The sequence below is a fragment of the Bacteroides nordii genome (genome assembly GCF_019930665.1).
Lineage (GTDB): Bacteria > Bacteroidota > Bacteroidia > Bacteroidales > Bacteroidaceae > Bacteroides > Bacteroides nordii.
Genome location: NZ_CP082886.1, coordinates 4,826,928 through 4,848,690, shown reverse-complemented (window position 1 = coordinate 4,848,690; position 21,763 = coordinate 4,826,928). Strand labels below are relative to the sequence as shown.

Genomic DNA, 21,763 nt, shown 5'->3' with positions numbered 1-21,763 from the left:
TTATTACTTTTACTTCTATTGTACACGTAAATCATTATCTTTGCGCCCACTTAACATGTTAATGAATAAACATCTATCGTCTTAATGAAACAGTACAAAACCGTAAACAACCTAATCGGTTGGCTTACTTTCATTATTGCTGCCACGGTCTATTGCATGACAATAGAACCGACAGCCAGTTTCTGGGATTGTCCCGAGTTCATTACTACCGGCTATAAACTGGAGGTCGGACATCCGCCCGGCGCCCCTTTCTTCATGCTGACAGCCAATCTGTTCTCACAGTTTGCTTCAGATGCTACCACTGTAGCCAAAATGGTAAATTACATGAGTGCCCTGATGAGTGGAGCCTGTATCCTGTTCCTTTTCTGGAGTATCACCCATCTGGTACGTAAGCTGATTATCAAAGACGAAAACAATATTACCACCGGCCAGTTAGTTACCATCATGGGTAGTGGCCTTGTTGGTGCATTGGTATATACATTCAGTGACACTTTCTGGTTCAGCGCCGTAGAAGGGGAGGTTTATGCCTATTCTTCCCTGTTCACAGCCGTTGTATTCTGGCTTATTCTGAAGTGGGAAGATGTAGCCGACGAACCGCATAGCGACCGTTGGATCATTCTCATCGCTTATCTGACCGGATTGAGTATCGGCGTCCATCTGCTGAACCTGCTCTGTCTGCCTGCTATCGTACTGGTATATTACTATAAGAAAGTTCCCAATGCCAATGCAAAAGGCTCTCTGTTAGCTCTTTTCGCTTCTATGGTGTTGGTAGGAATCGTGCTTTACGGTATCGTGCCAGGCGTAGTAAAAGTAGGCGGATGGTTCGAGTTGCTTTTCGTCAACAGCATGGGCTTGCCATTCAATACCGGCGTCATTGTTTATATCATCATACTTGCCGCCAGCATTATCTGGGGAGTATATGAAAGCTATACCGAAACCAGCCGTGCACGTATGAATATCTCTTTCATGTTGACTATTGCCCTGTTAGGAATTCCGTTCTACGGACACGGAGTGAGCAGTGTTATCATCGGCATTATCGTACTTGCCGCATTAGGACTCTATCTGTTTGCTAAAAACCTCAATAAGAAATACCAGATTTCGGCCCGCAGTATGAACACCGCACTGCTCTGCACAATGATGATCATGGTAGGATACTCCTCGTATGCGCTTATCGTAATCCGTTCTACAGCCAATACTCCGATGGACCAGAACTCTCCGGAAGATATCTTCACGCTGGGCGAATATTTAGGACGTGAACAGTATGGTACACGCCCGTTATTCTACGGACAAGCTTACTCTTCAAAGGTGGCCCTGGAAGTGAAAGACGGATACTGCATCCCTGTAGAGGCAAACAGCACAACCAAATACATTCGCAAAGAAAAAACATCGCCGGACGAAAAAGATTCGTATGTTGAAGTACCGGGACGTGTAGAATATCAATATGCACAGAACATGCTCTTCCCGCGTATGTATAGCAGTGCACATATTCCGCAGTACAAAGGCTGGGTAGACATCAAAGGATATGACGTGCCCTACGATGAATGCGGCAACGCAATTATGGTCAATATCCCCACACAGTGGGAAAATATCAAGTTCTTCTTCCGCTACCAGCTCAACTTCATGTACTGGCGTTACTTTATGTGGAACTTTGCCGGACGCCAGAACGACATCCAGGGTAGCGGCGAAATAGAACATGGCAACTGGATTACAGGTATTCCTTTCATCGACAACTGGTTGGTAGGCGATCAAAGCTTGCTTCCGCAGGAACTGAAAGACAATAAAGGACACAATGTATTCTACTGCCTGCCCCTGTTATTAGGTCTTATCGGACTATTCTGGCAGGCATACTGCGGTCAGAAAGGCGTACAACAATTCTGGGTAGTATTCTTCCTGTTCTTCATGACAGGTATTGCCATTGTGCTCTACCTCAACCAAACTCCCAGCCAGCCCCGCGAACGTGACTATGCTTATGCCGGTTCGTTCTACGCGTTCGCTATCTGGGTCGGTATGGGTGTAGCAGGTATCATCAAACTGCTGCGCGACTATACCAAGATGCAAGAATTACCGGCTGCTATTCTTGTCTCTGCACTCTGCCTGCTGGTACCCATTCAGATGGCAGGCCAGACCTGGGATGACCACGACCGTTCAGGACGCTATGTAGCCCGTGACTTCGGACAAAACTACCTGATGTCCTTGCAGGAAAGCGGAAATCCGATCATCTTCACCAATGGTGACAACGATACATTCCCTCTGTGGTACAACCAGGAGACAGAAGGTTTCCGTACAGATGCCCGCACCTGTAACCTGAGTTATCTGCAAACAGACTGGTATATTGACCAGATGAAACGCCCTGCTTATGACTCTCCGTCACTGCCGATCACCTGGGACCGTGTTGAATACGTAGAAGGAACAAACGAATACATACAGATACGCCCAGAGATTAAAAAGACAATCGACGCTCTTTACGCACAGGCAGACAGTAGCGGTAACCCGGAAGCATTGCAAAATATCCACAACGAATTCGGTGAAGATCCGTATGAACTGAAGAATATCCTTAAATACTGGGTACGTTCAGACAAAGAGGGCCTGCATGTCATCCCGACAGACAGTATCGTCATCAAGATTGATAAAGAAGCGATACGCCGCAGTGGCATGAAGATTCCGGAAGCTTTGGGCGACTCTATCCCCGATCATATGAATATTCTGCTGAGAGATGACAATGGAAACCCGAAACGTGCCCTCTATAAGAGTGAACTGATGATGCTTGAGATGCTGGCAAATGCCAACTGGGAACGTCCTATGTATATGGCTATCACCGTAGGCAGAGAAAATCAGTTAGGTATGGACAAGCATTTCGTTCAGGAAGGACTCGCCTCTCGCTTCACACCGTTTGAAACCAAGAAATTGGGGGCAACGATTGACAGCGAGAAGATGTACGACAACCTGATGAATAAGTTTAAATTTGGTGGTATCGACAAGCCAGGCATCTATATCGATGAAAATGTGATGCGCATGTGCTATACACACCGCCGTGTTTTCGCGCAGCTCATCGAACAGCTGATGAAGGAAGGTCAAAAAGACAAAGCCCTCGCTGCTTTGGATTATGCCGAGAAGATGATTCCTGCTTACAACGTACCTTATGACTGGCAGAACGGCGCCGTACAAATGGCGGAAGCCTACTATCAGCTGGGACAAACCGAGAAAGCAGACAAAATTATGGATGCATTGGCCAATAAGGCACTTGAATACATGACCTGGTATCTCAGCCTGGACGACTCACAATTCTTCGTATCAACCCGGGAATTCGAGTATCACATAGCCTTACTGAATGAAGAGCTGAAACTCATGGAGAAATATAAATCGAAACTGTCAGAAAACTATTCCGGCAAACTGGACGAACTGTACGGCATGTACGTCTCCCGTGTAAAAGGAACGAGATAGAAAGATGTTTATAGAGCAACCACCGTGGTTTTTCCGCATTTTATACCCGAAAGCTATCTTCCGGATGAACCCTGACGAAAAAGCAGTTTACCTGACTTTCGATGACGGGCCTATTCCGGAAGTAACGCCCTGGGTATTAGATCTGTTAGATCAGTATGAGATCAAAGCCACTTTCTTTATGGTAGGCGACAATGTACGGAAGTATCCGGATATTTTCCGGATGGTGATTGAACACGGACACCGGATCGGTAACCACACCTTCAATCACATCCGTGGATTCGAGTACTCTGCTAATGATTATCTGGAAAATACGGATCGTGCGAATCAAGAGATGAAGACCGATCTTTTCCGCCCGCCACACGGACACATGGGATTCAAGCAATATCACGCGCTGAAACAGTACTACAGCATTATCATGTGGGATCTGGTAACACGTGACTATAGTAAGAAAATGCGTCCCGAACAGGTGTTGGCAAACGTAAAACGCTATGTACGGAATGGTTCTATCATCACGTTTCACGATTCGCTGAAATCCTGGAATAACGGAAACCTTCAGTACGCTTTGCCGCGTGCCATCGAGTTTATGAAAGAACAAGGCTACGAATTCAAGATGCTTCCACACTTCCCGCATGGGGAGGTTCGGCAAGCGGACAGGTAACGAAAAATAAAAAGACAGGATGGGAGAAGTTATTCTTTCTGCTAAACAAATAAAAGCCGAAGCTCTGCGCCTCGGCTTTTCTGCTTGTGGGGTGGCACCGGCAGAAGCGGTAAACAAAACCGTTTCCAATGCCTTTTGCCACTGGCATTCGCACGGCATGCAAGCAGGAATGAATTACATGGGCAATCACCTCGAAAAGCGCCTCGATCCCCGTTTACTAGTAGAAGGAACACGTAGCATTGTATCCGTAGCCCTCAACTATTACCCTTCCCGATTCTTACGAGAAGACCAGTATCAGTTTGCCTGGTATGCATACGGCAAAGATTACCACGATATCATGAAAGCCCGGCTGACCGCCTTACAGGAATATATCTCCGCACACTCTCCCCTACCCTTACAAAGCCGTATATTCTGCGATACAGCTCCCGTATTAGAGCGTTACTGGGCATGGCGTGCCGGATTGGGTTGGATAGGTAAAAATACCCAGCTTATTATTCCGCATGCCGGTTCCTGCTTCTTTTTAGGAGAAATATTTCTCAGTGCAGAAGCAGACGAATACGACCAACCGTTAACAAGCCGCTGCGGAAACTGTACCCGGTGTCTTGATGCCTGTCCGACAAAAGCGCTGGAAGCCCCTTTTTTGCTCAATTCAGGCCGTTGCCTGTCTTATCTTACCATTGAGCACCGGGAAGCTATTCCGCCCGCAGAAGGCAAAAAAATGGGCAATAAGATATATGGCTGCGACGAATGCCAGAAAGCCTGTCCCTGGAACAGATTTTCCACTCCCTGCCAGACACCGGAATTGCAACCCACTGACGCCTTCATGCAGATGGAAAAAAAGAACTGGCATGCACTGACAGAAGAACAATACAGAATGATCTTTAAAGGAAGTGCGGTAAAAAGAGCCAAGTACACAGGCTTAATGCGAAACATACATCAAGTAGAGAGTAACGACAAAGACGAAGTACAAACATTGCCAGACGTGTAAACATAAACATGAGACGGGATTAACAGTATCTGAGAAAATGTAAACATAGAATGCCAAACAGAAGCCGTACTTTTAAAACCTGCTTTAATCCTAAAAACAACGTATCATGAAGACAATGACTTATCTTGGATTCTTATCAGTTCCCCTATGCTTCTGCCAGCACCTACAGGCACAAAACAACTCCCGGCCAACAAATCCCCCCAATATCATTTTCATCCTTGCAGATGATATGGGCTATGGCGATGTCTCGGCATTCAATGAACATTCCGGCATTACTACCCGGAACCTGGATGAAATGGCCGATAACGGAGTCTCTTTTACCGATGCTCACTCCTGCTCGTCCGTCAGTACGCCTACCCGCTATGGGATTATCACCGGAAGATATAACTGGCGTTCGAGCCTTAAAAGCGGTGTATTATATGGATATTCACGCCCCATTATCCCTACTACGCGAAGCACAATGGCCTCTATGCTAAAACAAAACGGATATACCACAGCCTGCATCGGAAAGTGGCACTTAGGTTGGAACTGGGGTACGAAAGCCGGACACGAAAAGCCAAATGCCAATGCACTGGCAGAGGAAGATGTGGATTATAGTAAACCCATCACTAACGGGCCTGCCGATTTAGGATTTGATTATTTCTACGGCTTCTGTGGTTCATTAGACATGGCTCCTTATGTCTATGTAGAAAATAGCCAGCCTACTACCACTCAGATACAAACCATCGCCAAGTCGGGAGGATATGCCATGTGGCGGGCAGGTGCCATAGGTTCCGACTTCTCACATCAGGAGTGCTTGCCCAACCTTACCCGCCGGGCCGTAGACTATGTAAATCAACACGCCCAAAACAAGCAACCGTTCTTCCTGTATCTGCCTCTTCCTGCACCACACACCCCTATCCTTCCGGACGAAAGATTTAAAGGGAAAACCGGATTAGGAGATTATGGAGACTTTGTGCTAATGGTAGATGATGTGGTAGGACAGATCCGAAAAGCGCTCAAAGACAATAATATCTCAGAAAATACCATCCTAATATTTACCACAGACAATGGTTGCTCACCGGCCGGAGGTATTGACAAGATGGCACAGAAAGGACATCGTGCCAATTACATATGGAGAGGTATGAAAGCCGATCTTTTCGACGGAGGACACCGTGTCCCTACCATCGTAGAATGGCCCCAAAGAGCCGGAAAAGGCAAATGCAACCAAACGGTCTGCCTAAACGACTTTTATGCAACGTTCGCAGCACTGAACCAATATCAGATAAAAGAGAATGAGGCAGAAGATAGTTACAACATTTTGCCATTGATCGAGAATCCCGGTTATCCCCAAACAATCCGGGAAGCCGTTGTACACCATTCCATCCGTGGTGAGTTTGCCATACGCAAAGGCGAATGGAAACTACTTTGTTCACCCAGTTCAGGAGGTTGGAGCTACCCGAAACCAAATGTAGACAAAGAAGTCATTGCTACACTGCCTCCTATTCAACTCTACAATATGAAACAAGATCCGGGAGAGAAAAACAATGTATATCAAGAACATCCGGAGGTAGTACAAGAATTAAAACAGCTGTTACAGAAGTATATACAAGACGGAAGAAGTACCCCGGGAGCAGTTCAGAAAAACGATGCGACCAACAAATGGGAACAGATAAAAGGCATTATGCAGGATGATTAAAGAGAGGGGAGTTAAGAGAAGGAAGAAGGGAGAATGGAGAGGGGAGAAGGAGCTGCGCTATTACGCTGCATAGCACTTCTCCCCTCTCCATTCTCCCTTCTTCCCTTTAAATAATTACTGTACTGTTACAGTCAGCGGAGCACGCAATTTCTGTGCAAATGCAGCTACATATTCATTCCATGCATCGGCAGTCTTGATATCAGCCTTATCCCATGCAGAACCCCAATAATAAGTATATTCAGAGCCCGGTTCATAGTCACTGACAGCCAGTACATGACCATCTGCACCACCACGCAATTCTTTCTTCTCTTTTTCAGGGAAAAGAACCACTTTGGCGTCTTTCACTGTAGCAGGGAAAGCAGCACCCACAAAAATCTTTCCGTTATTATTGTTCACATTATCCGTCGGATCCACATAAGTAATATAACCATTGGCAGCATCTGTCACAACGGCACCGTCCGGTTCGTGAAGAACAATACCGGTAGCAACAGGCATTGTTTCTTTCAGATTACTGTAAGCAACAACAGTCTTGTTCATATGTGAGCCAGCATCCAAAGAGATCAGACGAGTCTCTATAACGTCAGAATTATCCTTTACTGTCAGCGGGTTATACACCAGTTTCACTGTGAAACGCAACGGACCATTGTCAAGTATTTCCTGTGTTGCATAGCAATACGGATAGATAATCGAATCACCCGACATCAAAGCAGCCGTACCTCCTCCAAGCGTAGGACCTACTTTATAGCAATCCAGGCCGTTACCATGATCTACATGATAAGATACAGAACGATAAAGCTCACTTGCTGCTTTAGGATCTGTCTTTTTCAATTCAGCAATTTTAGCTTTTGTTTCCGGATTCAACTCACTTGCATAACGAGCTTCTACCACCGGCTCTGTTGTATTGTATTTAGTCCAGATATCATAACCGAAAGCACGCTCACCAGTTGCCTGCAAAGCAGGGCCGTAAGTACGGAAAGCAACCAGGTCATTTTCCCATGCCACGTCATCTACACGTTCAGGATAGTGTCGTCCGCAAGCCTTTGTATCAAATACAGCAGGAGTACCGGCCTGAATAGTATAAGCCGCTGTTCCGTTAGCTTTTACGGTAGCTGGGAAAATTACTTTCTCATCATAAGTAATCTGATAAGGCACCTGCTGACCATCAGCATCAAGCACAACAATCTGAGCAGTGTCAGCCAATTGCAGTTTAGAAGAGACATCACCCATGGATACCTCTACCATTTCACCGGCACGTTCCATAGCGGTGGGATTTGTTACTGTAACAGTAACCGTCTTGCTCTCAGTACAAGCAAAGCATACAAGAGCAATTGCAATAAAGAAAAATAACTTTTTCATCTTTTTGTCGTTAGTTTGATAATAAAACCCGAAAGGGCGGAGTATTCCTCCGCCCTACAGCATAACTGTATTTTATCTCTTATTTCGGTTGTTTTCCGATATACGCCAAGATACCACCGTCAACGTATAATACGTGTCCGTTTACAAAGTCAGAAGCATCTGAAGCCAGGAACACTGCAGGTCCTGCCAGATCTTCCGGAGTTCCCCAACGGGCAGCCGGAGTCTTAGCAATGATAAATGAATCAAATGGGTGACGTGAACCATCCGGTTGGATCTCACGCAACGGAGCTGTCTGCGGAGTAGCAATATAACCCGGGCCGATACCATTACACTGGATATTGAATTCACCATATTCAGAAGCAATGTTCCTAGTAAGCATCTTCAAACCACCCTTAGCAGCAGCATAAGCAGATACTGTTTCACGACCCAGTTCACTCATCATAGAACAGATATTGATGATCTTACCGTGACCTTTTTTAATCATAGAAGGGATAACAGCCTTAGACACAATAAACGGAGCATTCAAGTCTACATCAATTACCTGACGGAATTCAGCTGCCGACATTTCGTGCATCGGGATACGCTTAATGATACCTGCATTGTTAACCAAAATATCGATAACGCCTACTTCTTTCTCAATCTGAGCAACCATAGCGTTCACCTGCTCTTCGTTGGTTACATCGCATACATAACCTTTAGCTTCAATACCTTCAGCCTTGTAAGCAGCAATACCTTTGTCTACCAGTTCCTGTTTGATATCGTTGAACACGATTTTTGCACCTGCCTGAGCAAAAGCAGTAGCCAAAGCAAAACCGATTCCGTAAGATGCACCAGTAACAAGTGCAACTTTACCTTCTAATGAAAAGTTTACCATTATAATAATTTATTAATGTGCCAATGTACAGAGTGCCAATGAAAGCACTTATTCACACATGTAGCACGAAGGTTATTAATTAATTGTTCTTATTAAGTCGTTTCTTAAATTGACACAGGGCATATTCAGCGCATGCCTCATTATTTAAGATCTGTAATCAGTGAGAAATCCTGATCTCCATAATCCAGATTTTCGCCTCCCATACCCCAGATAAAGGTATAGTTATGAGTAGCAGCAGCCGAGTGAATAGACCATTCAGGAGATAATACAGCCTGATCGCCTTTCATCCATACGTGACGTGTCTCATCTACTTCACCCATAAAGTGACATACAGCATGTTCTTCGGGCACTTCGAAGTAGAAATAAGCTTCCATACGACGGCTGTGAACGTGTGCCGGCATTGTATTCCAAACACTTCCCGGAGCCAATTCCGTCATACCCATCTGCAACTGGCAAGTAGGTAATACCTGATTTACCAGCATTTTGTTTATATTTCTATGGTTAGATCCTTCCAGTGAACCCATTTCAGCCACCACTGCATCCTTCTTTGTCACTTTCTTATCAGGATAGTTACGGTGAGCAGTCAGCGAGTTAAAATAGAACTTAGCAGGATTCTTTTCGTCTTTACTTTCAAAAGTCACTTCACGATCTCCTGAGCCTAAGTAAAGTGCTTCTTTATAATCGAGTTCAAATACAGCATCGCCAGCTTTTACCACACCAGGACCACCGACATTGAAAATACCCATTTCACGACGAGTAAGGAAATAAGGAGCCTTCAACGGATCGATAGCTTCAAGCTTCAGCACCTCTCCTACCGGCATTGCACCACCTACTACCATACGGTCATACATGGAATACACCATATTTACTTCGTTTGCCGAAAATACTTTTTCAATCAGAAAATCACGACGGATTCTCTTGGTGTCATAGCTTTTTGCATCTTCAGGATGCGCAGCATAGCGAATTTCATAGTTCGTTTTCATACCTTATTTATTTAAATAGTTCATAATATCATAACTCTCAGATGCACGTCGTTTGCGTACACGATGCAAAAATAAGAAAAGAAAACGGCAAAACCTTGCATTTTTGTTCTTATTATCTATCAATATTGTCCACAGATGTACAATAAGGCAACTGTTTAACAATATATAATACGAATTAAAGAAGAGATGCAATTAAAACCAAAGGTAAAAACGGCTCAGTAGATTTTTAGTGGGGATAATTTTTTATACTCGTGCCATATAGCGTACTTTGCAATATGGAAAATGATTATTTGAACATGCTTGCCCGCATCGTATTGCCTGCACAGATATTAGACTACTTTCTCATCTCAGGAGTTGAACAGATCTCCAAAGAGATTTATATCAGTCTGGATGAAAAAATGAATCCGGAATTGAGTAAAGACTTGCATTTTGAGTCCAAAGGTTTTATGGCAGCTGTAAGTGTGACAGACTTCCCGATAAGAGACCACAAGGTAATTCTCAAGATCAGACGCAGACGTTGGACAGATTTACGCACCGGCAAGAGTTTCAATATACCAATTGACCTCGATGTGGTAGCTAAAGGCACGAGATACTCCAAAGAATTTGGAGCTTTTTTAAAAGAGACGTATGGAGATGTCCCCGGTGACTTGCCGTATGCTTGAGGAATTCTATCATATAAACGGTCACACATTTGAAAAGCAATATAAGGAAATTCTCAGCGGATACCGCAGGTGGAATCAGTTGGATCATGCCGATAAATGGATGCTGTTTCCGGACAATATGGGTTCGCGTCTGGCAATCGATGAAACGTCGCTTTCCAACGGTGAATTGTATACGTTCGTGAGCAATCGTGATGCCTGTACACGTGAGTGTTCCCTGATAGCTGTTGTGGCTGGCACCAAATCAGAAGATGTAATCGCAGTACTGCAACAGATTAAAGAGGAGCGCCGCTACGCTGTTGAAGAAGTAACACTTGACCTTTCAGATTCCATGCGCAAGATTGTACGGACAGCATTCCCTAAAGCCAGTCGTGTCATCGACCGTTTCCATATTCAGAAACTGGCTTGTGATGCCGTGCAGGAATTGCGCATCAGGCACCGCTGGGATGCCATACAGCAGGCCAACGAGGAAATGGAGGAGGTAAAACAGTACGGCGGGGACTATGTACCGTACCGATATCCCAACGGCGATACCCGTAGGGAACTGCTGATACGCTCCCGCTATCTGTTATTCAAGTCTGCCAACAAATGGACCGAGAAACAAAAACAAAGAGCAGTAATACTATTCAAGGAATATCCCGACATCCAAAGGGCATATGGTTTGTGCCATTCCCTACGAATGATCTTTTCAAAAAACACTGTCAAGGATGCCGCACGTTTGGCCATGGCGCGATGGTATAATAAAGTTGAAGAAGCCAGGCTGCATTCCTTTAACGTCATTGCTGCTACATTCTATGAACACTATGATGAAATCATTAATTTCTACAACAATCGTTCTTCGAATGCAATAGCTGAATCTTTCAATGCTAAAATCAAATTGTTCAGGGCAAACCTTAGAGGTGTTGCTGACAAGAAGTTCTTCCTTTTCAGAATAGCTAAATTATATGCGTATCCCCACTAAAAATCTACTGAGCCGTAAAAACACAAAAAGGCTTCACAACATACATAAAAAAAGAACGCCCCGAAAGCTATTCACTTTCAGGGCTTCTCTTATTAAATATTTTTGTTGTCCCACCAAGATTCGAACTTAGACAAACAGAACCAAAAACTGTTGTGCTACCATTACACCATGGGACAAACTAACTGCGCTTTCTGTTAAAAAGCGGTGCAAAGATAGTGTTATATGTCTAATTCTCCAAATATTTTGCTACTTTTTTTTATTTAGCAATGATCAGATAATAGTTCTTCTTACCACGCTGAACAAGTAAATACTTCTCGTCAAGCAGGTCTGCAGTGGTTATAACCTGGTCAAAAGCAGCCAGTTTCTCTTTATTCAAAGAAACTCCCCCACCCTGCACCAGCTTACGCATTTCACCTTTGGATGCAAATACAGCAGCATCGTCCACAAACAAATCAACTGCCTTTACACCTTCCACCAATGCATCACGGGATACTTCAAACTGAGGAACACCCTCAAAAACCGCCAATAGCGTGTCTTCATCAAGTTTTCTCAGCGCATCAGAGGTTGCATTACCAAACAAGATATTCGAAGCGTCTACAGCCGCATTATAATCCTCTTCAGAGTGAACCATGATTGTCACTTCTTTTGCCAGGCGTTTTTGAAGTACACGCAAGTGCGGAGCCTGCTGATGTTCTGCAATCAACGCATCAATCTCTTCTTTCGACAAAGCAGTAAATATCTTGATATAACGCTCTGCATCCGAATCGCTCACATTCAACCAGAATTGGAAGAACTTATACGGAGAAGTATATTTTGCATCCAACCATACATTTCCCGATTCTGTCTTACCGAACTTACCACCATCGGCTTTTGTAATCAACGGACAAGTCAAGGCAAAAACCTCTCCCCCATTCGTACGGCGTATCAGTTCAGCACCAGTAGTGATATTGCCCCATTGATCCGAACCACCCATCTGAAGTTTACAACCTCTTGTCTGATTCAGATGCAGGAAGTCATATCCCTGAAGAAGCTGATAAGTAAACTCGGTGAATGACAAACCATCACGAGCTTCGCCATTCAGACGTCTCTTAACCGAATCTTTTGCCATCATATAATTTACAGTGATGTGCTTGCCCACCTCACGAACAAAATCAAGGAAAGTAAATTCTTTCATCCAGTCATAATTGTTGACCAGCTCAGCCCGATTCGGAACATCCGACTCAAAATCCAGAAACTTAGCCAACTGCTTCTTTATACAAGCCTGATTGTGGCGTAACGTCTCTTCGTTCAACAGATTACGCTCTGCCGATTTACCGGATGGATCGCCAATCATACCTGTTGCACCACCGATGAGTGCCAATGGTTTATGACCACAACGCTGAAGGTGGCGGAGCATCATTACGCCACACAAGTGACCAATATGCAGCGAATCAGCAGTCGGATCAATTCCGAGATAAGCCGTTACTTGCTCCTTAGCTAACAATTCTTCTGTGCCTGGCATCATATCCTGTAACATGCCACGCCATCTTAATTCTTCTACAAAATTCATCGAATGATATTAGTTTTTAAATATTTAGTCTGGGCAAAAGTACGACTCTTTCTTCGAAGAAACAACTCTTATTCATTAAAAAATACATTCTTAATGTTGCGTTGTACCCGCCCTGTGAGTTCTGCCACAGACATATTCAGTGTATCAGCTACTTTCTTATAAATTTCATGAATATCCATCTCTGCATCATCTGTTTCCAGAAACAATCGGTCAAGTGGTACAGCACGTAAAGTATCTTCGTTGTATCTGACACCGAATGAGAGATAAAATCCATGTCGGATAAGTTGCAAAGCAAGAGGTTCTTTCCCTCGAAAACCATGTAATATCCAAGGAATAGAACTAAAACTACGACCTTTCATCAAACTGATGATTTCCGTAGATTTCACATTATGAATTAAAACAGGCTTCAGCAGACGTTCTGCAATACCCAACTGCCGTGAGAAGATACGTTCCTGAGCCGGTAACAATTCTTTATGTACCAGTTTATCAATACCGCACTCACCAACAGCCAATACCTGGGGATGCACAGCTAACTCCTCAAACAACCCCCAATCAATCTCATCCTCCAGTTCTACATCCCAGGGATGAATGCCTATTGAATAATATCGCCCCGGCTCCGGAGAAAATTCTTCTTTGAGAAAACGAATATTCTTAATTGCAGAAAACGTACTTTCCGTCAAGTGATGGGTATGTATATCTAATAGTTCCATAAGCAATCAAGGCACAGGGTCATATCCGGAACCACCCCATGGATGGCAACGTAGGATTCTTTTTATAGCCAGATAAAGTCCTTTGAAAGGTCCGTGTTTCTTGATCGCCTCAATAGCATACTGCGAACAGGTAGGAGTAAAGCGGCAAGAAGGAGGGGTCATAGGTGAAATACAGACCCGGTAAAAGTAAATAGGAAGCAACAATATGTAAGACAAAAAGCGCCTCATTCCAGCTTCTCTGCTATGCGGGCAAGCAAAATCTTCACCTTGTTCTCTATTTCAGCAGAGGAGAACAATTCATTCGACAGATAGATAAAAGCAACAGCCACCCCCTGTTCCTTCTCTTCCAAAGCCTGCCACAATCCACCCTTATTTTTCCGGTAAGCTTCGCGTATCTGCCGCTTCACCCGATTGCGTTTCACAGCACGCTTAAACCGTTTTTTGGGAACGCTGATAAGGATAGATGCAGGCACCTCCTGCCTGTCAACAGACATATACACTGCACGCAAAGGAAAGACAGAAAATGAACGCGAAGCTCCACCTGCAAACATCTTCTCAATAACAATCTTACTATAAAGCCTCTCAGCTTTGCGCAATGTATTCATTTTCTCCGGTTACAAGTTAAAAAAAAGACGAGCTACAAGCACACGTACAGTACGCAGCACTCGTAGCTCGTAACTCTTATTCCTTTCTTTTATTTCCCTTTATTGTTTTCCTTAATAAACATATCCAGTGCAGCTGTCATAGAAGGAGCCTGCACAGTAGGAGCCTCCAGGTCTAAACGAAGGCCGGCATCACGAACAGCTTGTGCTGTAGTGGAGCCAAATGTTCCGATCTTAATATTCTTTTGATCAAAATCCGGAAAATTCTTCTTTAATGAAGAAACGCCGGCAGGACTAAAGAATACCAACATATCATAGTCAAACTCTTCCCCTTCTCCAAAATCGTTGCTGACAGTGCGATACATTACGACTTCCGTATGCTGAACATTATGCTTGTCCAACAGGTTCTTAATATCATCATTATGCACATCAGACATTGGCACAAGATACTTTTCAGTCTTATGCTTTACGATAGAAGGAATGAGATCCTCAATCTTACCCGTAGCTCCGAAAAAGATCTTACGCTTACGATATTGCACATACTTCTGTATGTATAGCGCGATTTGCTCCGTCACACAGAAATACTTCATCGTCTCCGGAATCGTCACACGAAGCTCCGTGCAAAGGTGGAAGAAATGATCAATCGCATGACGCGAAGTAAATATGACAGCTGTGTGGTCAAGTATTGACACCTTCTGTTGTCTAACCTCTTTAGCAGAAACACTTTCCACTTTGATAAAGGGGCGGAAATCTATTTTTACGCCATACTTCTCAGCAATGTCGTAATATGGAGATTTCTCCGAAGCAGGCTTAGGCTGCGACACAAGTACTTTCTTAATTTTCAACGTCCTAAAATTTTATTACCAATATATTGTTTAGCTCTCTCAAACCCTGATACAAAAGCAAACAGGGTATGATTTCAAGGGCACAAAAGTACAAAATTAAAAGGAAAATGCTGCTAATATTATCGAAAAAAAGCTTTAACCACTTATAGAACATCAATATTTTAGTAAAAATTATCAGAAACAATCCGATTGAAACTAAAAATATGATTTTCAGATCGAAGTAAACAAGGAACAATACGAATGGAAAAAGGAAAAATCCAAGATAATAGATCAACGTAGAATAAGATTCCAGCCAAAGACTTGTCCGATTTTTGTCAAAAAACACCCATCCTAAAAAGGAATAGAGCATCCATTTAAACAATAGATAAAGCAAACAGGCAAGTACATAGACTCCAAGCAACAGGCGGGGAGAGACTTCTTCCATCAAAGCCGGTTGCACATCATTGAAATAATTAAAAATACAGATTCCGCTCAAAATACAGGTTTGCAGTACTAACAACAACAGATACCGAACATCCGCTGCCGTAGAAACAGCAAAGATACTGGTACGTTCCCGATGCAGTACAAAATCCTTCGCCTGTTGAGAAAGAAACTTTTTGCTGCGTGCCAGTGCAAAAGAAGACAAAAAGAAACAACCCAGCAATACTAATGCTATTACATCGTCCGTACGGGGAGAGTAGGGGAGAGGCATTCCCTCAAAACCCGATGTCAGCATGATCCACATACTCATATCGCAGCAAACTTTCGAATAGATTCATCCCAAACAGGAACTGTATATATCAACTCCACAGCCTCTTCCGGTGTAGTAGCCACATGCCAGATCTCTCCATGCTGACGCCTCATAAAGTTTTCGTCAATAGCACGCGTAAGCATATCGAGTAACGGATCAAAGAAACCGTTCGTATTTAGTATAACAATCGGATTAAGATAAAGCCCCAACTGCTTCCAGGTAATAATTTCGAGTAACTCCTCCAATGTACCACAACCACCGGGCAGCGCAATAACAGCATCACTCAAATCAGCCATCAATTGTTTGCGCTCGTGCATACTTTCCACTTCTACCAGTTTAGTTAATCCTGTGTGATGCCAACCCTGTTCTACCATAAACTTCGGAATCACTCCGGTCACCTCTCCACCATTTTCAAGAACAGCATCTGCCACCGAACGCATCAACCCGATACTACCTGCCCCATTAATGAGCCGGATACGGCGTTTGGCAAACAATTGCCCCAACTGTCGGGCAGCATTAAAGTAAACTTCATCTATCTTGGTACTTGATGCGCTGTAGACGCATACTGAATTTATCTGGTTCATAAGTTGGCTCTCTCATTAGTTACGCTTGCAAAAGTACAGGATTTCATCAAGATAACCACAAAAGAGGCCAAGAATTAAAAACAGAAATATTAAATCAGAGAGTAGCGCATATACAAGAAAACGTATATCTCAAGCAAAAAGAAAAGATGTCTTAATACAAATAATTAAAAGAAACTTAAGCATCCCTCCTCCGGTCTTCCTTTAGTATCCATATTTCAGACATCTTTTTAAAGTCACCCTATAATATCATTTAAGGTACATCAATCACCCCACAAGGTAAATCCAGTACGGCACCATTCTCCATCTCAAACCCGGCACCGCTTCGTAACTTAATCAGGCCGTTGTTTTTGACAACCACTGTACCTCCTTTCTGCACCATAAGCCGTGCATTCAGGATACTACCTCCATCCACTTCAAGCGTAGTCCCCGAACGAACTATTACCGCAGAAGTATTATTCAACGTCATCGTCTTACCACCCGGAACCACCAAGCGTCCCGACTGCAATACCACATTTCCACACGGAGATTCCCCATCCCATGTTTCATCAGCATTTATCAGCATTGGTTTACAGACAGTAGGAAAGTATTCTCCCGTATTCTGTGGATTACCACGATAAACACCCCATTCTATTGCTGTAGGAATACCTTCAGTTTTCCACACATACAAATCTTTCTCATTACCGGCGATTAGTTCATTTTTACCATCATTATCAATATCTGCTACACAAGGGGCTACCAGAAACTGCTCATCCGATATTATTGGAAACCCTACAATATCACTCCCATCATTATGTAAAGCATAAATAAAGTTTTTGCAACAGAAAACAACATCCGGTATAGCATCTCCATCCACATCGGCCAAGATAGGAGCATCTATATTAGCTGCATAATTCTCTTGCGGAAACAACCCATTAATAGGTTTACTAAAAAGAAATTCACCCGTATGCTTCCATGCCTTTACCATTTCATGACCTAATATCACTACTTCCGGATGACCGTCATTATTAATATCCCCCACGGACAGAGTATGATCAAGAGTAGACCCAACAACATTAACCGTATACGGAATAGTCTGGCTGCCATCCCAACCGGCAACCGTTTTATCACCCTCCAGGCTAATGGCAAAGATATGACTTTCATGCACTTGATGTTGCGAGAATAGAATTTCTTTTTTTCCATCCCCATTCAAATCACATACCACAGGAGCAGAAGCTAAATTAATATCCCCCGCTCTCCAAAATGGATTCGTTGTAAAAGGTCTTCCATCCTGCCGCCAGATATAAATACCTAATGAATCATACGAAGCTATGATCTCCATTTGTCCATCGTCATCAAGATCGGCAACCGTTAAGGCTGAATAATTATAATCTTTTTTACTGGTAATATTAGCATTCGGATTTAACCTCCTTAGCTCATCTCCATTATGATCCAGAATAAAAATATCAGAAGTTTGATGCGACTTAATAATAACCTCCATTGTCCCATCCGAACTTCCATCCAGATTGGCTATTACCGGACTCTGAAACATTGAATAAGGAATCTTTTTTTCCCATAACAAATCCGGTTTATGATCTCCATCCTTATCAAATGGAGAATAACAGTAAACTGCGTTTTTATCCCCATACTTATCGTCCCACGTAGATACTACAATGTTTTGTTCCCCATTCCCAGCTAAGTCTCCAAAAGCCACTTGGCCTGTCAGCATTGTTGGTGTTTTAGCAAAACCGCTGACCGTAGTTACATTTCCATCGATATCAAACAATTCCTCACCCGTAGGCCGGAATCCCATCAAATAGCTGGTACGAGTTTCATACCGATCTTCGTAAATCCAAAATATTTCTTGTTTACCGTCATTATCTACATCTGCAATATTAGGGCTGGATACAGATGAATAAGCACCAGTAGAAATTCGTCGTGGAAACGGACTGACTACCGGATACGAAGTCCATGTACGATAAGCCGGGCTCCAGCTACTTTCATTCCCGTTAGTTGAAATTGTTGAGATTTTATAATGATAGGTAGCAAGTTTAGCAAGATTATCATCCAAGTAATAGGCAGCAGTTAGAGGGAATTTATTCAATTTCTGATAGACACCATTTTCACCATTGTTACTGCGATATATGTTATAACCGGCCACATTGCTTACTGGTGTCCAATACACATTTATCGAAGAACTATAAGAGAGGGTATTAATGGTTGACGCATCTATCATAGCAGGTCGCAACAATGGATTCACCGGAAAACTCCAGGTCTTTCCATACTCATTACTAAGCTGTAATGTTAAGTTCAACCCTCCTGTATAGTTACTTGCTGTTTGAAATTGGAAAGCAATCGTATTGCTTTTTGTCTCAGCAAAAGGAATAGCCGGATATACAATTGGTGTAGACGAACACGATATCTGGGCATTGTTTGAGATAAGCACAGCCTTCACACCTGTAGCCACAGCCTTCCCTATATTCATTAAATCAATATTCATCTTCACTGTTTCTCCTACCTCAACTGTCGTATTTCCATTACTTGTCCAAGTAATCTTTTGATTACCAATTTCTATTTCAGGAGTAAAAACATCCACCAGGAATTTCTCATTAACGAAATTCGTACCATTTTGTGTCTTTAGAGTAAACTCTATCGGGTCCTGAGCACTCTTGAGGTACTCTCTACAGTTCTTATTAATAGTAAATACAAATTTTGTACCCGACACTTGGCTACTTCCTGCATTGATTTTACCAAATGAAACCGCATCATTAATCATACTGATTTCCGAAGAATTACAAGTTAATTTTCCTGTCACAACATCCGAAACCGTACTCCCTTCATTTTTTAACGCAACAGAAAGTTCAATCGTTTCTCCTGCATCCAATTGTTTATCATTGTTCCCATTACTAGCTCCCGTTTTATCATCATCAAATACCAAATCTGAAATATGAAGAACCGCTTTCGGACTTACACTGACGGGAATCGTTGTTTCAAAAGGACGGAAATTATTTGTAGTAACCGTAACATCAACCACACCGGATGTATACGGAGTAAAAGTAAAAGAATGTACCGCCCGATCATTTATAGTTAAAGTAGAATATCCTTCTCCTTCTTTCATTAAACAGACCAGTGCCTCCTGATTTGCAGGCAAATTATTGATTTGTATAGAAATTGTGTTCTCACCATTGGTTATGGTATTAGGGGTGACAGATACATTCAACGTTTGTGGAACTGCTGTCCATACAGGCATTTCCGGATCTCCCAAAAGAGTTAGTCGACAATTATCACTATTCCTACTGCCAATAGTCGCTTGAAATACATAGCCCAAATTATGATAAATTGATTCATTGGAATATAAAGCCTTTAATAATCTATCAAGCTGACGATACTCATTATCCCACCCTCGATCTGCATTTCCCATGTATGCGACCGCACCACCATTGGAATTATTAATGAAATGTTCTGCAATACAATCTTCATTAAAAGTAGCCGGTTCACAACCACTGGACAATACTATCTGTAAATAATTTCCGTTTGTCAACTGATCTACATCCGTATTATGTATTGCCTCATTTTTATCCAAAGAAGAAGCCCCCATTCCTCTTGGAGAAGAATGATCCATGTGATAAACTAAATGAAAATGATTATATCCCGAATTTCCCCCGTTTTGAAGCGCAGCCATAAAATTGTTTTTATTCAGCTCCTCCCCGTGAGAGGCCCCCGTATACGCTGAATGTTTATTACAGGTACAATTGTAATGGTCAAAAAGAAACCAACGATGTAATTGAGGATATGAACTATAATAACCATAAATAGAACTCCTTGCATCATCACTCAAGAAGCCTGTATTTTCATCTTTAATAATGAACGCATCTATATTAAGAGAATTAAGAATATAGGAATAATCAATATTTGCATTAGCTTTCTCATACAGTAACACTTTATTCACAAAATTTTCAGCCTCACTGGTGTTTTTTACGGGAGCACGTCCTAAATATATATCCCTTCCATAATCAGCTTGATCAATATTAATAATCACGTCTTTTCCCGTATTAGGATTTAAAAATTGATAATACTCGTTGTAAATATGATTATTATTCATATTCCAATTACCATCCAATGCCGTATAATATAAATCTTGTGCCCGAATAGTTGAATCATTTTTATATTTATTATATCTATAATCATCACGGTCAGGTCCATTAGTAGCCATTCTTGGTGGAATAATATTAGTATCCCCCCCTAAAAGAACAAAGAAATCATCTCCCCATTCTTGTCTACATTTCTTCAGATAATTTCTTATTTTCTCAGCAAGATCACATCCTTCATTTTGTGCCTGCACTTCTTCTATTGTCATGACGACAGATGGCACTCCCTTTTTCGTTTTCCAATTTGCCAGACGTTGAAAAGTGGTTTTTAACTCATTATTAGTCACAATCAAATACTCAGGAATTATGTTTACTGTCGCATCAGAAACACTTAAATTCCTTTCATTCATATTTAACGACTCATTGGATACGACTCCAGTTCTTTGATTTGAAAAACGATTCATGTCTTGCTTATTCTTTACTTTAGAATAAACAAAATTATAGGCACGATTTGCAGATTTAGACGATTGGTATTGTGGATATTCAGTAACTCCCCGTGTCTGTATATAATTAATTGTGAATGCCAAATCCAATAATGACAATGCTTTATTTAGAGGAATATATTCAAAAGGGCAAATTTCAACTGTCACCACATGATATCCATGTTCGTATGTATCAGAAATGATCTTCACATTCTCTGTAGGATAGGCAAGAGACGAATTATAAATAGTGCTATCCAGATTTAGTGATAATGTTGCGAAATCATTTCTTATTGAAATAGGAGGATCAACAGGTAAAATCAACAAACTTCTATCCAATAAGTTTTTCTCTTTAACAACTACATCAATATTAGCAACCTGCGCACCAAAAGGAATAACAAACGATTCTATAATAACCGGAAGTTTAGGAGCATTTATCCGTTCTACAAACTCAGAACTTTTATTCCACGTAACACAATCAAATTCTTCCATGCGCGAAAAAGAAAGATCTGACTCCTCTACACGAATTGATTCTGATAATTGGGCTTTAAGCTGTATTGAAATCAGAATAAATATAACAATAAAAAAGTAACGTGTCATAT

At 42.3% G+C, this 21,763-nt stretch carries 17 protein-coding genes and 1 tRNA gene; 6 read left to right on the top strand and 12 right to left on the bottom strand.

The genetic code is table 11. The features are described from left to right. The first annotated feature begins 84 nt into the window (after positions 1–84). From K8P02_RS18800 to K8P02_RS18785, 4 genes are all read left to right on the top strand, one after another. Positions 85–3,441 carry a glycosyltransferase family 117 protein gene (locus K8P02_RS18800; RefSeq protein WP_025866689.1) on the top strand — a complete coding sequence of 1,119 codons (3,357 nt, stop codon included), beginning with the start codon at positions 85–87 and terminating at the stop codon, positions 3,439–3,441. 4 nt (positions 3,442–3,445) lie between these two features. Next, complete coding sequence (locus K8P02_RS18795; RefSeq protein WP_025866688.1) at positions 3,446–4,099, top strand: polysaccharide deacetylase family protein; 654 nt, start codon at positions 3,446–3,448, stop codon at positions 4,097–4,099. A 19-nt stretch (positions 4,100–4,118) separates the two neighbouring features. Next, the gene (gene queG, locus K8P02_RS18790) at positions 4,119–5,087 is read left to right on the top strand and encodes a tRNA epoxyqueuosine(34) reductase QueG (RefSeq protein ID WP_025866687.1); all 969 of its coding nucleotides are present in this window, start codon (positions 4,119–4,121) and stop codon (positions 5,085–5,087) included. A gap of 106 nt (positions 5,088–5,193) precedes the next feature. Next, complete coding sequence (locus K8P02_RS18785; protein ID WP_223381681.1) at positions 5,194–6,765, top strand: sulfatase family protein; 1,572 nt, start codon at positions 5,194–5,196, stop codon at positions 6,763–6,765. Positions 6,766–6,879: 114 nt separating this feature from the next. Here the strand turns inward: K8P02_RS18785 and K8P02_RS18780 are convergent, their stop codons facing one another. From K8P02_RS18780 to kduI, 3 genes are all read right to left on the bottom strand, one after another. Further along, complete coding sequence (locus K8P02_RS18780) at positions 6,880–8,121, bottom strand: DUF4861 domain-containing protein (protein ID WP_025866686.1); 1,242 nt, start codon at positions 8,119–8,121, stop codon at positions 6,880–6,882. A 79-nt stretch (positions 8,122–8,200) separates the two neighbouring features. After that, entirely contained in the window at positions 8,201–8,995 is a 795-nt protein-coding gene (locus K8P02_RS18775; RefSeq protein WP_025866685.1) for a gluconate 5-dehydrogenase, read from the bottom strand. 140 nt (positions 8,996–9,135) lie between these two features. Continuing rightward, complete coding sequence (gene kduI, locus K8P02_RS18770) at positions 9,136–9,978, bottom strand: 5-dehydro-4-deoxy-D-glucuronate isomerase (protein ID WP_007483201.1); 843 nt, start codon at positions 9,976–9,978, stop codon at positions 9,136–9,138. A 275-nt stretch (positions 9,979–10,253) separates the two neighbouring features. On the opposite strand from kduI, the gene K8P02_RS18765 reads away from it, so the two are divergent. Both K8P02_RS18765 and K8P02_RS18760 read left to right on the top strand, forming a co-directional pair. Then, positions 10,254–10,640 carry an ISAon1 family transposase N-terminal region protein gene (locus tag K8P02_RS18765; RefSeq protein ID WP_002561333.1) on the top strand — a complete coding sequence of 129 codons (387 nt, stop codon included), beginning with the start codon at positions 10,254–10,256 and terminating at the stop codon, positions 10,638–10,640. Continuing rightward, complete coding sequence (locus K8P02_RS18760; RefSeq protein ID WP_002561334.1) at positions 10,606–11,598, top strand: ISAon1 family transposase; 993 nt, start codon at positions 10,606–10,608, stop codon at positions 11,596–11,598. The genes K8P02_RS18765 and K8P02_RS18760 overlap by 35 nt, the downstream gene beginning before the upstream one ends. 105 nt (positions 11,599–11,703) lie before the next feature. Here K8P02_RS18760 and K8P02_RS18755 read toward each other — a convergent pair. From K8P02_RS18755 to K8P02_RS18715, 9 genes are all read right to left on the bottom strand, one after another. Then, positions 11,704–11,774: transfer RNA gene (locus tag K8P02_RS18755), tRNA-Gln, on the bottom strand. Positions 11,775–11,854: 80 nt separating this feature from the next. After that, positions 11,855–13,147: a tyrosine--tRNA ligase gene (tyrS, locus tag K8P02_RS18750; RefSeq protein WP_002558559.1), complete on the bottom strand. Its 1,293-nt coding sequence runs from the start codon at positions 13,145–13,147 to the stop codon at positions 11,855–11,857. A gap of 68 nt (positions 13,148–13,215) precedes the next feature. Then, complete coding sequence (locus tag K8P02_RS18745; RefSeq protein ID WP_025866684.1) at positions 13,216–13,857, bottom strand: TatD family hydrolase; 642 nt, start codon at positions 13,855–13,857, stop codon at positions 13,216–13,218. 6 nt (positions 13,858–13,863) lie between these two features. After that, entirely contained in the window at positions 13,864–14,085 is a 222-nt protein-coding gene (gene yidD / locus K8P02_RS18740) for a membrane protein insertion efficiency factor YidD (protein ID WP_025866683.1), read from the bottom strand. Next, positions 14,082–14,462 (bottom strand): ribonuclease P protein component, encoded by a 381-nt coding sequence (gene rnpA / locus K8P02_RS18735; RefSeq protein ID WP_025866682.1) that lies wholly within the window; start codon positions 14,460–14,462, stop codon positions 14,082–14,084. The genes yidD and rnpA overlap by 4 nt, the downstream gene beginning before the upstream one ends. A gap of 89 nt (positions 14,463–14,551) precedes the next feature. After that, the gene (locus K8P02_RS18730) at positions 14,552–15,304 is read right to left on the bottom strand and encodes a uroporphyrinogen-III synthase (RefSeq protein WP_002558555.1); all 753 of its coding nucleotides are present in this window, start codon (positions 15,302–15,304) and stop codon (positions 14,552–14,554) included. A 4-nt stretch (positions 15,305–15,308) separates the two neighbouring features. Beyond that, on the bottom strand, positions 15,309–16,034 hold the full coding sequence (locus K8P02_RS18725) for a DUF4271 domain-containing protein (protein WP_025866681.1): 726 nt from the start codon (positions 16,032–16,034) through the stop codon (positions 15,309–15,311). Next, on the bottom strand, positions 16,031–16,618 hold the full coding sequence (locus tag K8P02_RS18720) for an LOG family protein (RefSeq protein WP_025866680.1): 588 nt from the start codon (positions 16,616–16,618) through the stop codon (positions 16,031–16,033). Before K8P02_RS18720 ends, K8P02_RS18725 begins: the two co-directional genes overlap by 4 nt. A gap of 250 nt (positions 16,619–16,868) precedes the next feature. Continuing rightward, on the bottom strand, positions 16,869–21,761 hold the full coding sequence (locus K8P02_RS18715; RefSeq protein WP_025866679.1) for a C25 family cysteine peptidase: 4,893 nt from the start codon (positions 21,759–21,761) through the stop codon (positions 16,869–16,871). Positions 21,762–21,763: the final 2 nt, after the last annotated feature.